At 46.4% G+C, this 11996-nt stretch carries 13 protein-coding genes; 2 read left to right on the top strand and 11 right to left on the bottom strand.

Annotated elements, in window-relative coordinates:
* Positions 1-49: 49 nt before the first annotated feature.
* On the top strand, positions 50-793 hold the full coding sequence (locus CW749_RS07270; RefSeq protein WP_101111363.1) for a metallophosphoesterase: 744 nt from the start codon (positions 50-52) through the stop codon (positions 791-793).
* A gap of 107 nt (positions 794-900) precedes the next feature.
* Positions 901-1359 (top strand): hypothetical protein, encoded by a 459-nt coding sequence (locus tag CW749_RS07265; protein ID WP_101111362.1) that lies wholly within the window; start codon positions 901-903, stop codon positions 1357-1359.
* A gap of 57 nt (positions 1360-1416) precedes the next feature.
* Here CW749_RS07265 and CW749_RS07260 read toward each other — a convergent pair whose 3' ends face one another.
* The 11 genes from CW749_RS07260 to CW749_RS07210 form a co-directional block, all read right to left on the bottom strand.
* Positions 1417-2526, bottom strand: coding sequence for an enolase C-terminal domain-like protein (locus CW749_RS07260; protein ID WP_101111361.1), 1110 nt, complete (start codon positions 2524-2526; stop codon positions 1417-1419).
* Positions 2527-2571: 45 nt separating this feature from the next.
* The gene (locus CW749_RS07255; RefSeq protein ID WP_101111402.1) at positions 2572-3762 is read right to left on the bottom strand and encodes a UxaA family hydrolase; all 1191 of its coding nucleotides are present in this window, start codon (positions 3760-3762) and stop codon (positions 2572-2574) included.
* Positions 3755-4054, bottom strand: coding sequence for a UxaA family hydrolase (locus tag CW749_RS07250; protein WP_101111360.1), 300 nt, complete (start codon positions 4052-4054; stop codon positions 3755-3757). The genes CW749_RS07255 and CW749_RS07250 overlap by 8 nt, the downstream gene beginning before the upstream one ends.
* Entirely contained in the window at positions 4054-4722 is a 669-nt protein-coding gene (locus tag CW749_RS07245) for an RraA family protein (RefSeq protein WP_101111359.1), read from the bottom strand. The genes CW749_RS07250 and CW749_RS07245 overlap by 1 nt, the downstream gene beginning before the upstream one ends.
* An 11-nt stretch (positions 4723-4733) precedes the next feature.
* On the bottom strand, positions 4734-5846 hold the full coding sequence (ugpC, locus tag CW749_RS07240) for a sn-glycerol-3-phosphate ABC transporter ATP-binding protein UgpC (RefSeq protein WP_101111358.1): 1113 nt from the start codon (positions 5844-5846) through the stop codon (positions 4734-4736).
* A gap of 6 nt (positions 5847-5852) precedes the next feature.
* Positions 5853-6707: a carbohydrate ABC transporter permease gene (locus tag CW749_RS07235; RefSeq protein WP_180958344.1), complete on the bottom strand. Its 855-nt coding sequence runs from the start codon at positions 6705-6707 to the stop codon at positions 5853-5855.
* A 2-nt stretch (positions 6708-6709) separates the two neighbouring features.
* Complete coding sequence (locus CW749_RS07230) at positions 6710-7627, bottom strand: sugar ABC transporter permease (RefSeq protein ID WP_101111356.1); 918 nt, start codon at positions 7625-7627, stop codon at positions 6710-6712.
* Between the two features lie 88 nt (positions 7628-7715).
* A complete protein-coding gene (locus tag CW749_RS07225) occupies positions 7716-9038 on the bottom strand; it encodes a sugar ABC transporter substrate-binding protein (RefSeq protein ID WP_180958343.1) in 1323 nt (440 codons plus the stop codon).
* A 73-nt stretch (positions 9039-9111) separates the two neighbouring features.
* Positions 9112-10260: a CaiB/BaiF CoA-transferase family protein gene (locus tag CW749_RS07220; protein WP_101111354.1), complete on the bottom strand. Its 1149-nt coding sequence runs from the start codon at positions 10258-10260 to the stop codon at positions 9112-9114.
* The gene (locus CW749_RS07215; RefSeq protein WP_180958342.1) at positions 10257-11384 is read right to left on the bottom strand and encodes an extracellular solute-binding protein; all 1128 of its coding nucleotides are present in this window, start codon (positions 11382-11384) and stop codon (positions 10257-10259) included. Before CW749_RS07215 ends, CW749_RS07220 begins: the two co-directional genes overlap by 4 nt.
* On the bottom strand, positions 11377-11925 hold the full coding sequence (locus tag CW749_RS07210) for a MaoC family dehydratase (protein WP_101111401.1): 549 nt from the start codon (positions 11923-11925) through the stop codon (positions 11377-11379). The genes CW749_RS07215 and CW749_RS07210 overlap by 8 nt, the downstream gene beginning before the upstream one ends.
* Positions 11926-11996 lie beyond the last annotated feature (71 nt).

Below are 11996 nucleotides of genomic sequence, written 5' to 3'. Positions count from 1 at the left end.
AAGTTTTTAACAAATAAGTGTTTTCGAAGAATAAAGTGGTTTCAAAGAAATGGAATTCAGGCATCAACATATAAACGTATCTAATTTCAATCGTGTATTCGTCATTGGCGATATTCATGGAAAACTAGGGCATTTAAAACACACATTACAAGATATTGATTTTAACCCTGATACCGATTTACTTATCTCGGTTGGCGACCTGATTGATCGAGGTCCGCAATCGGCTGAAACCTTACGTTTTTACTCAGAAAACGACTGGTTCCTCTCTATTATTGGAAACCACGAACTGATGATGTCCAATGCGATGTCGGTTTGGGAGTTAGAAAATAAGAATAAAGATCAGAGAAGGCTATTGGAGCTCTGGTGTAAAAACGGCGGTGATTGGGCACTAGAAGAATCGATTGATACCTTAAGGAGTCTACAGGCAATTGTTGAAGATATGCCCAGCGCCATCACTTGTAACCTTCCCGATGGAAGAAAAGTCGGCATAAGCCACGCTCAACCTCACAGCCTTGATTGGACAGAAATGCAGAACTGGAAAGGCAATATGCTAGAAAACCCTAGGTGGATTTGGGGAAGAACGCGTATAAAAGGTGAACCATCGGATCCCGTTACGAATGTAGACTTCACCATTCATGGACACACAAGAAGTGACAAAGTAGTCCGCATCGCAAACAGCTACTTTATTGATACAGCATCGCGAAATGACTACGCCGGAGAGTTCACAATGATCGAGATACTCTCTGGTGAATTTTTCTCTGGTATCACTTTGGACGAGTGGGAAGGATTGTAGATCAACTTACTTGATATTTAACTCATTTTTCATACTGTTCAATTTGTGTTCTTGGCATAAGCTTAATTTAAGTTGACCCAAAGGAAGCAACGCTCAAGGAATGAAAAATGAAATTAAAATATCTACTTGTGACGCTGGCTTGTACTCTATCTTTTCAGATTGCCGCTAAGCCTAGCGTTAACGATATGCAGCAATGCCAAGCTCTCATTGATTTTATTGAACAAAAACTCACCAACCCACCAGCAAAATACAAATCCGATCTTGTAGATACGGCAAAACTAGGGCTGGAGAAATACGACGATTACATTCAAAGTGACATTGTCACACCAGGATTGATCGAGTTTAACGGGGGTGACAAAGCAAAAGCCGCTCAAATGCAGAAACAAGTGGATGCGTTTAAATCTTCCTTAACGAAAGCCTTAAACCAAAGATACTCTCAACCAGGGTTGTTTATGGATCAAGTCGTGGCGTTAAATGAATGCACGAAAAAAGCCGTTCCTTCGGGCGAAGCATTAGACGATCTAAAGCGTTCCATGGAATCATTAATCGCTTTGGTACAAAGCTAGAGTCCTTAATAGTCCAAACATTTATTGCACTATGATGCCCCTAAGAAAAAAGGGGCGTCATAACATTTGAATGGTCGCGTTATCAATAAAACCCCAATCCAATTCCGCACCCAACCCTGCTGTTTCTGGGAGGTTGACGTAACCCTTTTCTATAGGTAGCGCCTGTTTCAAACCAAATGAAAATGTGTCCGTCGGATACAAAAGTTCAACATACGTCGTGTTGCTGATTGCCGCCGCCACATGCATATTGACTAACTCCAACGGGTGGAAAATCGTGGTATGCAGTTCGCAATTCATATGGAACGATTCCGCTAAGTTTGCCGTTTTAAGGACTCCGGTAATACCGCCGGACCAAGACACGTCTGCTCTAACTGCATCATAAACACCAGCCGACAGTGCTTCCGCAACAGAGTAAGGATGATGCGGCAACACCTCTGCACCCACAATGGGAATAGACACCTTCGACTTCAGCTTTTTAAGTGCGGTAAATGACTCATCGGGCAACGGCTCTTCCAACCACGCATAGTTCAACGCTTCCACCCCTTTAGCAAACTCCACCGCCTCTAAAAGTGAATATGACGCAACCGGATCGGACATAAGTGTGAAATCTTCACCAACCGCTTCGCGAACCGCTCGGTGAATCTCCAAATCTTCACGCATGTTATTACCCGGTGGGTGAATTTTATATGCATGATACCCAGCATTTTTTACTGCCAGCGCTTCTTTCTTGTAATCTTCTAATGTTGCTAGCACCAGTGACGAAGTGTAAACAGGCACGCGCTGCCTTGAACCACCGATGTAGCGCCATAAAGGCTGCCCTGCATGCTGAGCGCCTAAAAGCCATAAGCAGCAATCAAAGGGGCCATAACTGTACATAGGCAAATGATGCCACCATCGATTAAGTGTTCGGTATTCCTGCCATAGCTTTTCTCGGTCAAGTGCATTTTTGCCAATTAGAAGTGTTGGCATGCTAGACGCTGCTAGATGACCCGCCCCTAATGCTGACTTTCCTGCAAAGCCAAACATGGACGCGTTCATCCCGCATTCGGTTTTGAGTGTCACCACAAGAAAGTTCAACGCCTCTGATTTGCCTGCTTTCTTTAACGCGTGCGCATTCATAGCTGTGTCTGTTTGACAGCAGCGTATTTCGACTTGTTTGATTCTCATGATTGTTACCGTGGTAGGTTTGGGGCCTGTTACCCCGATTTAAGGCTACTTATAAGTAATTAAGCACTCAGCATGCCCCAACGCCTCTGACTTGGTTTGCTGACCTTGCGCAACAGAAACAACGAGGTCGGTAATCTCATTGGCTACAGAATCCAGCCCGACACCTTCCAACACTTTTCCGGCATTCACATCCATATCATTGGACATGCGGCTGTATGTTTCTGGGTTTGCACAAATTTTAATGACAGGAGAAATCGCGCTTCCCACTACCGACCCACGTCCAGTCGTAAACAACACCATATGAGCCCCGCAGGCGATCAATTCTGTGATTTCTGCATTATCAGCGATGTTAGGAAAGCCGAACCGTACTTCGCCATCGGGGACAACATCCAGCAACCAAAGCCCTTTTTGAGTAGGCAATTCAGCGGGCTTGATTATGCCTTCAATCGGGCGTGTACCACTTTTGGAATACGCCCCTAAAGACTTTTCTTCAATAGTGGATAGACCGCCATCTGCATTACCCGGCGCAAAACTCGCAAAACCGAGTGTGCTGTAATAGCGAGCCGCCTTATCGACTGACTCAACCAGCGCTTTTGAAATCTCAGGTGTCGCACCACGCTCACTCATATGCGTTTCACAACCTATGAGTTCACCTGTTTCTTCAAAAATACAGGTTGCTCCCATATCCACTAATGTGTCGAAGCTTAGACCTACAGCCGGATTCGCCGTTATCCCTGACGTGCCGTCGGAGCCACCGCAAATCGTTGCAACGGAAAGCTCACCGATGTCCATGTTCACTTTGGTTTCAGACGCCAATATGTCCATCACGCCTGTAACCCACTCTATCCCTAAATCAATGGCGTTTTGCGTGCCACCAACTTCTTGAATACTGATGGTACGTGAGGGTCTACCACTGGCTTTGACCAGTTTATCCAACTTCTCTCTGTTCATGCTTTCGCACCCAAGAGAAACAAATAAGACTGCGCCAACATTTGGATGCGTCGCCAACCCAGACAACACGCGCTCTGCATGAGAATTAGGGTAACACCCCGGAAAGCCGACTTCATGCACGATACCCGGCGCGATTCCTTCAAAATGGCGAACAATTTTGCTCACCACAAAATGGCTGCACTCTACCAAATACGCCACCATTATTTGATTGCGAATCCCTTTTCGCCCATCGCTTCTTAAATAGCCTTGCAAGTGAACTTGACGGTTAGATATGGCATCACTCATGAACATGCCCTCCTCTTTGATGCGATGGGATGTATTGGCTACGGAGATTATGAGTATGGATCAGCTCCCCTGCCTCTACATCAGCACTGCACTGCCCAATCGGCACACCGTACTTGATGATCAATGTGCCTTTTTTGAGTGCCATTCGTGCAACCTTAAACCCGACAGGTGTCGGTTGTTTAACCTCAATAGCCTGCTCGGATCCTTCCATCGCTACGACTTCTTTCGGGCGTAACTCCCGACAAGCAATCAACACATTGTCGTCCTCTTTAAGCAAAATCACCGACGCCATTAGAACTTACCGAATTGCAAATAAGCTTCCTGTGCATCCATCCCATCAAGAATTGCGCTGCGCACTTTGTTCTCTACCTTGGTGGATGCATACGCGGCTTCGGCCACTGATTTAGCAATGGATTTAGGAATGATAATGGCACCATCGTCGTCAGCGAGTAGGTAATCGCCAGGAGATATTGAAACCTCTCCGATTTGGATTGGCACATCAAACCCTACTGGCTTCCAGTACCCGACAACGTCTTCCGGTGTATAGAATCGGTGCCACAATTGGAAACCAATTTTTCGAATAAACCCAGTATCTCTTGCCCCGCCATCCACCAAACAACCCAGAACTCCTTTGTGTTGAAGTGTCTCAGCCGACAGCTCTCCCATGTGGGCAACCTTGTTATCATTCGGCTGACATACCCAAATATGCCTAGGTTTTGCTTTGGAGAGTAACCCCGTCCATTCCAACAAACTCTGATGACCATCCATAGATTGATCAACTTCACCCAGAATGGTGAACACAGGTCCGGCTAAGACTTGATCGGTAATAAGGGGGCGCAATTCACGAGGTAAAACATAGTTCGTCATGCCCTCCCCTCGCATCACATCATTGACTACACCGGTGTAGCATTGTTGGAGCAACTCTGTAATTTCATATTGTTCACTGGTATGGCTTGTCATGGTTACTCTCCTTAGGGGCTCTCAGCTAAAAGGGACTGCTCGGTTCCTTTATCAAAGAGATGAATACGATCCAGCCCGATAGCAAATTCCAGACGCTCTCCGTTTCTCACATCCCTCGGGCTTAACATTTTCGATTGAACTTCTTTCTGCCCTATTTGCACAAACAAAATAGTCTCTGTGCCTTGGGGTTCAGAAATGATCACGCTTTCATGAAATGGCGTACTTTGTACGCCGTTTTCCATACCATGCCCAACGGGGTACAGATCATCCGGTCGGATGCCAACCACAATTTTTTGCTCATGTTGGACTTTTCCTAAGAAGCGCTCTGGTAACTCTATTTCGTGCGCCCCTTCCAAGTGCAGTATCCATTTCCCGTTTTGCTCGTAAGCAATGGCATCGATCATGTTCATAGGAGGGCTTCCGATAAAAGAAGCCACAAACATATTCGTTGGCGCGTGGAAGATCTCCATAGGGGAGCCGACCTGCTCTATGTAGCCATCTCGCATCACCACTACGCGGTCGGCCAATGTCATGGCTTCGACCTGATCGTGAGTCACGTACACTACCGTTGTTTTAACCGTCTGATGTAGCTTTTTAATCTCGGTACGCATCTGCACGCGTAGCTTCGCATCTAAGTTAGACAGGGGTTCATCGAATAAAAACACATCTGGTGTGCGCACAATGGCTCGCCCCATCGCCACCCGTTGACGCTGCCCACCAGAAAGCTCGGCAGGCATCCTATCCATCAAGCTGTCTAGCCCTAGAATTTGGGCCGCGTTTTGTACTCGTTTTTCGATTTCAGATTCTTCTATATTGGAAATTTTCAACCCGAAACCTAAGTTCTCTTCCACCGTCATATGTGGATATAGTGCGTAGCTCTGAAACACCATGGAGATGTTTCTGTCTCTTGGCGGCAAATCGTTGACCACTCTATCGCCTATCACCACGTCACCACTTGTGATGCCTTCTAACCCTGCGATGATTCTCAGGGTGGTCGACTTTCCGCAGCCAGACGGACCAACCAAAACCACGAATTCATTGTGTTTGATATCCAAATCGACACCATGAACCACTTCAGTTTTGCCGTATCTTTTTACTACCTTGTTCAGCTTTACGTCAGCCATAGATGTTTATCCTTTTACACCACCAAATGTCAGCCCTGAAATCAGGTGCTTTTGAACTAAAAACGTAAGAATAAGTGCCGGAATAATGATGATTACCGCCATGGCACACATACCTGCCCAGTCAATCGTAAATTGAGCGGTAAAATCCATTAACCCAACGGGCAACGTCTTACTGTCCGTGGAACGGGTAAGCTGACTCGCCAGTGCATATTCGTTCCAAGAGGTTAGGAAGGCGAAAATACCGGCCGATGCCAAACCTGATTTTGCTAAAGGAAATTCAATTTTCCAAAAAGCTTGCCAACGTGTACAACCATCGACTTGCGCGGCTTCCGATAGGTCCTTAGGTATCTGCCTGAAAAATCCATCAATCAGCCAGATCGTGAAGGGCACATTCAATGCGACATACACCAAAATCACCCCAAATTGTGTGTCTATCCAACCGAGCTTACTCCACAGAATGAACACCGGTAGGCTGAGGGCGATACCAGGGATGGTTCGCGAGAGCATTAAGCCCAAAAACAGAGCGTCTTTCCCTTTAAAACGATACCGAGCAAAAGCGTACCCACCAGCAATACCAATCAAAATGGCTATAACCGTGCTGGTTACCGCTATGATCAGTGAGTTCATAAAATAACTGCCAACCGGAATCGCGATTTGATCGACCCCTGCACCAAGTATCGACATGAAGTTAGATAACCCGAATTCTTGCGGAATCCAAACCGGAGGCTTAGCTAGGATCTCTCCATTCGGTCGAAAAGCCGAAAACATCACCCAGACACCAGGGATACACATCAAGGAAATCAGTATGAATACCCCAACTCGAACCGCCAGCTTCTGAAGCGTGACACGTGTTGATGCCATGATCATTGCGCACCTCCCATGAAGCGACGAGCCGCCATTAATTTACGAAAGAAATAGAAGGTAAAAGCGATAGAAAGCAGAATCGATACGTACGCCATCGCATTGGCTTGTCCCATTTTGGCATTGTCGTAACCGACTCGCGCAATCAACGTCCACAATAGCTCGGTTCGCCCTGCGGGGCCGCCGCCTGTCATCACATCGACAATATCGAACGCTCGTGCCACATCCAGTGAGCGAATCGTCATCGCAATAAAAATAAAGGGCATTAAAAACGGTAATGTAATGTGCCTAAACACCTGAATGGGTGAGCATCCATCCACTTTCGCAGCTTCAATTGGGTCTTGAGGCATCGCATATAGCCCTGCCAGTAATAAGATGGCAAAGACACTGGTACTCATCCAGATTTCAGCAATCATGATGGACATCATGGCCAAAGTGCCGTCCACCAGCCACGGGATCGCTTGATCAGTCCACCCAAGTGTTTGGAGCAAATTGTTTAAAATGCCTATGTTGTCGTTAAAAACAAATTTGAACTGGAAGCCGACCAATATTGGAGAAAACATCATCGGGAACATCATTACAGTGCGTAATAAACGCTTTCCTTTCGTGATTTGATTCACCAACAAAGCGATGACTAAACCAAGCACCAATTCCACATTCAAAACGATGGTTAAGAAAAACACCGTTCTTGCGAATACCCACCAGAAATCTGCGTCGGAAAATATTCGGCTGTAGTTTCTCAGCCCGATAAACTTCCAAAGTGTTTCAGGGCGAGTGATTTTGTATGGCGTAAAACTTGTGTACAGAGAGAATATCAGTGGTAACAAGACCACCACGAGTATGGTGACTATTGCTGGTAATAGCAGCATATAGGGAACCGACTCTTCTCGGTGTACAAAACGCCGAATTGCTCGAAACATACCTATCCTTGTATTGGTTGAGATTAGGGTCTGCTGCCCCTATTCAAGCTGGGTGGGTTCCCCCACCCTTATATGCTTATCTACAGCCTTATAAGTAGCCTGCGTCTTCCATCACTTCGCGAGCGCCTTCAGCAGCATCATCCAATGCTTCCTTCACGGTTTTATCACCAACGACGGCAGCCTGAAGCTCTGGCCAAATTTGGTTAGAGACTTCGATCCATTCTGGGATCAGCGGTGGCGTAAACGCATCTTCAGCCATGGACTGTTGGTAGGTTTTGAATACCTGAACCATAAAGTCATTATTCATGGCACGATTCGCTTCAATGATGTCTTGCCATACTCGCTCACGAGTAGGTAGCAAGCCTCGACGGGCTTCGAGAATCTGACCTTCGTAGCTTGTTAAGAACGTAATGAACGATGCCGCTGCTTGTTTGTTTTCACACGCTTCTGTAATTGAAAAAGTGTGAGACCCAGACCAACCTGTACGTTTACCACCCGAGCCTTTAGGGGCTTTGACTAACCCAATGTCGCCTGCCACTTTGGAGTTTTTCGGGTCGTTGAAAAACGCAGCCCAACCAGCCCAATCCAAATCTAATGCAACCGTGCCTGAAGCAAATCCAAGCCCAGTATCATCCCATAAATAGTTTGGCACCCCTGCTGGAACCGCTTTGGCTTCATACAAATCCACAAACCATTGCAACGCTCGCTGGCCTGCTTCGGAGTTAAAGGTTGGGTTCCAATCTTTATCGAATAGCGCGCCGCCTTCTGCCACCAGCATTTCGTAGAAACGACCTGTGATTGCTTCGTCTTTACCAACATATTGAGTGCCGTAGAAGTTCGGTGGATCTGCGAAGAAAATCGCCTGATCTTTCACTTGGCTCCACGTTTCAGGTGGCGTTAAGTCATAACCATATTTGGCTTTGAACTTAGACTTGTTGTCTTCGTCTTCAAACAAAGATTTTTTGTAGTAAAGATTTGAAATATCACTGTGCCTTGGCAACTGCACCAAGCGTCCATCAATGGTTCCGTGCTCAAGCGTCAGTGCAACAAACTCATCAAGTACACTCTTGTTGATCAGCTTGCTGAGATCCGTATAGATAGAGCCATATTGAGGGGCGAAGCTGGTATGGTTAGACGCCACACAATAATTGATGTTGTTGGCGGCGATATCTTGTTTGATTTCGCGGTCTAACTCAAAATGGTTTTTGCGTGAAAGCACTTCCACTTTCATGCCCGTTTTCTTTTCCCACTTTGGAATCAAAGTGTAGAGAGGTTCATACTGCGCACCGCCAATGAGCTTAACGCGCAGTACCTTGTCGTCTGCGGCATTTGCAACAGAAACAGAGGCAGTTAAACAAGCCAATCCAATGGCTTTTGTTAGTGTGTTCGATCCTAATAAACGCTTCATCATGTCCTCCATGACGCCGTTCTCCCTGTATTGAGAGCCGGCTAAAGATTAGTCGTAAAGATTAAACTTACGTGAGTCACTTAAGTAAAAACTCCTTGGTGATCGATCCGGTATGCTGACCTAGTGTTGGTGCAGCTACCTTGCTGTTCAAAACTTTCCCGTCAAACCTTATGGGTAGACGAGTGGTCATTAGTTCTTCTACATCTTGGTGTTCAAGTTTTTGAAGCATATCGAGGTGTTGAAATGCTTCCGTTTCAATCAAATCATCCCAGTTCAACACTTCCGATGCCCATACATCGTGTTGCGAGAATATCGACATCCAGTGCTCGGTCTTTTCTTCCAACAACTTGGTTTGTATTTGCTCTTTAATTTCATCTCGATGGCTAAACCACATTTTGCTGTCGGTGTATTGAGCGATGTTTTCGTCGCCCATTAATTTCCCAAGCTGGTCAACGGGCCCCATGGCGATCGCGATATAGTTATCTTTGGTTTTATAGATGCCATAAGGTGCTGATAAATACGCATGAGCATTGTTCATTTGGCTACGTTCTTGTTTTTTCTTGCCGCTATTCAAGTACGTGGTAAGCACCTCAAACTGAAAATCAATCAACACTTCCATTAAGCTGGTTTCTACTTTGCCGCCTTTTCCTGTGGACTGGCTTTTTACCAATGCCGCCAATACACCTTGAACCAATGCATTCCCCGCCAACATATCCGCGACGGCTAACCCCATTGGCGTCGGTGGCATATCGCTGTTTCCACTTAGCCATGTCAAACCAGATAAAGACTGCGCTAACAGGTCTTGTCCTGGGCGATTCACCCATGGTCCCGTTGTGCCATAACCAGAAACGGACCCATATATAACTGTAGGATTAAATTGACGAATTGTTTCATAATCCAATCCCAATCTTTCGATCACACCCGGTCGGAAATTCTGCAAAACGATATCCGCTTTTTTCAATAGATTCTTCACAGCGGCAATGTCTTCAGGCTTTTTCAAATCAGCGCAAAAGCTTTCTTTGTTACGGTTAATGGCTTGAAACAGTGAATTCACACCACCCACATCGGTGTCGGTTAAGTACAAGTGCCGACATAAATCTCCGGAGCCTGGACGCTCTATCTTGATTACACGAGCCCCTAAGTCGGCCAGCTTCAGTCCAGCCAAGGGACCTGCTAGAAACTGGCTAAAATCGACCACCAACTTCCCTTCTAGTGGCAATGTCATCTTTTGCTCCTTGCGTACTCTTGCTGAATGTTCTCGACCGTTTTTTCCGGTGAAAGCTGCCCTTGCAAACACGCGTTAACCCAATCGCCTGCCACATCCTGAAATTGCATATACCCATTATGTCTAGGGCGCAAATAGGCGTTTTCTAGCGTGGTTAATGTGTCTTTAAAAAAGTGATTGGATTGTTGATTGCAGTGTTCATCCTGCCACGCAACCAAATTCCCGGGCTGCCCACCGGAGTTAAAGAAGAGATCTTTTTGCACTTCAGCAGAGGCGATCCAAAAAGCGTATTTCAATGCGATGTCTTTATGTTGGGTAGATGCAGAGATAGCAATACCGGTTCCCCCCAATGTTGTGCCACCGACTGCGTTGCCACCAAATACTGGCGCGTCGCAAGAACAGACGACATGTTGACGAAACCCTTCACGCCCGTAGTTGCTGTAGCCATATAAATACGGGACGTACGCAGCATCATCTCGGCAGGCGAGCCACTCATAAGCACCAATGGGGTTCATAGAAAAGCAACGCTCATCCAAATGCTGACTTACACGCAGAAGCTGGTTCAATGCCGCGATGCCCTGCTCAGTAGCAACACCGTTTATATCGGTGCCAAATGGGACTCTTTGGTTGGCGAGCACATTGTAAAAAGACATGAGTGCGTCGATAGGCTTTAACGGCCAAACAACCTTGCCGGCTTCCGCTAGTGCAACCACTTCATCCCATTCACGTGGAATACTGTCTAATTTATCGGGGCGGTATGCCGACACAGGGGTAGCCGCGTCAATCGCTAGCGCCCATTGGTGCCCATGAAAATACGATGGATGCGATTGCCCGACCGATTGCCCAGCTAGTGTTTCCAGTTGGTCGTCATAACTGTTTCCATCCAGAGGAAGCAGCAAACCGGTTTCGGACGCCGCGCCAGCATGAGGGTGATCAATCACCATTAAGTCGAACTCAGCGGTCATTTCTTCAAGAGGACGATCGGCAAACGCCTGCAAAGAGCGTTTATGCCAAATGATTTCTACGTCTGGGTTAAGCTCTGAAAACTTATTCGCCGTCGCAACCATTGGGTCGTACCCGCGGCAGTGATCCCAAGTCATACCATGTAGTGTTACCTTACTCACCCGCTGACTCCTTCTTGCCGTCATTATCTTTGTAGAGAACCGTCAATAAGTGCTCGCAATAAAGCACAAGCTCGCCTTCGCCCTTATAAACGCTATAGCTCACGCGGACTAATCCCATCTCGTCGTACTTGGGTTCTTTCGATAGGTTTTTTCGTACGGTATATATGGTGTCGCCAATAAATGTGGGTTTGATAAAGCGGAGTTTGTCGTAGCCGTAGGAAAATGAATTGAGACAGTTGGTTGCTACCAAGCCCAAACCGTAGGAAAAAACTTGTGCCCCAGCCACTAATCGCTTACCAAAATGCCCTTCTTCTTTGGCAAAGGTGTCATCGGCAACATAAGGATGGAGATCCATTACCAAGCTATTAAATAGCATGGCTTCACCTTCAGAAATGGTGCGCCTTAACGATCGAATGGTATGGCCGACTTCGAAATCCTCGTAATACCAATCTTCTGCATTCCAAACCGGAATGTCGGCGTGGTCAGTGGGCATGCCTTTTACCGGACGTGATGAAACGCCCACTGTCGGTTTTCTTTCCATGATAACCTCAACTTTGATTTCATATTCGAAATCTAATTTCAAAATCAACACTAGCACTTGACTAAAAAATG

Origin of the sequence: Vibrio sp. vnigr-6D03 (assembly GCF_002835515.1) — a bacterium.
Classification (GTDB): domain Bacteria; phylum Pseudomonadota; class Gammaproteobacteria; order Enterobacterales; family Vibrionaceae; genus Vibrio; species Vibrio penaeicida.
Note: the sequence above shows the minus strand (reverse complement) of the source record. Positions and strands in the feature narration are given on the sequence as shown.

Excerpts from the sequence above, each read along its gene's own strand:
- CW749_RS07250 (WP_101111360.1), bottom strand. The coding sequence starts at position 4,054 with ATGGCGTCGGTGATTTTGCTTAAAGAGGACGACAATGTGTTGATTGCT.
- CW749_RS07210 (WP_101111401.1), bottom strand. The coding sequence starts at position 11,925 with ATGGAAAGAAAACCGACAGTGGGCGTTTCATCACGTCCGGTAAAAGGC.
- CW749_RS07225 (WP_180958343.1), bottom strand. The coding sequence starts at position 9,038 with ATGATGAAGCGTTTATTAGGATCGAACACACTAACAAAAGCCATTGGA.
- CW749_RS07230 (WP_101111356.1), bottom strand. The coding sequence starts at position 7,627 with ATGTTTCGAGCAATTCGGCGTTTTGTACACCGAGAAGAGTCGGTTCCC.
- CW749_RS07235 (WP_180958344.1), bottom strand. The coding sequence starts at position 6,707 with ATGGCATCAACACGTGTCACGCTTCAGAAGCTGGCGGTTCGAGTTGGG.
- CW749_RS07255 (WP_101111402.1), bottom strand. The coding sequence starts at position 3,762 with ATGAGTGATGCCATATCTAACCGTCAAGTTCACTTGCAAGGCTATTTA.
- ugpC (WP_101111358.1), bottom strand. The coding sequence starts at position 5,846 with ATGGCTGACGTAAAGCTGAACAAGGTAGTAAAAAGATACGGCAAAACT.
- CW749_RS07270 (WP_101111363.1), top strand. The coding sequence starts at position 50 with ATGGAATTCAGGCATCAACATATAAACGTATCTAATTTCAATCGTGTA.
- CW749_RS07260 (WP_101111361.1), bottom strand. The coding sequence starts at position 2,526 with ATGAGAATCAAACAAGTCGAAATACGCTGCTGTCAAACAGACACAGCT.
- CW749_RS07220 (WP_101111354.1), bottom strand. The coding sequence starts at position 10,260 with ATGACATTGCCACTAGAAGGGAAGTTGGTGGTCGATTTTAGCCAGTTT.
- CW749_RS07265 (WP_101111362.1), top strand. The coding sequence starts at position 901 with ATGAAATTAAAATATCTACTTGTGACGCTGGCTTGTACTCTATCTTTT.
- CW749_RS07245 (WP_101111359.1), bottom strand. The coding sequence starts at position 4,722 with ATGACAAGCCATACCAGTGAACAATATGAAATTACAGAGTTGCTCCAA.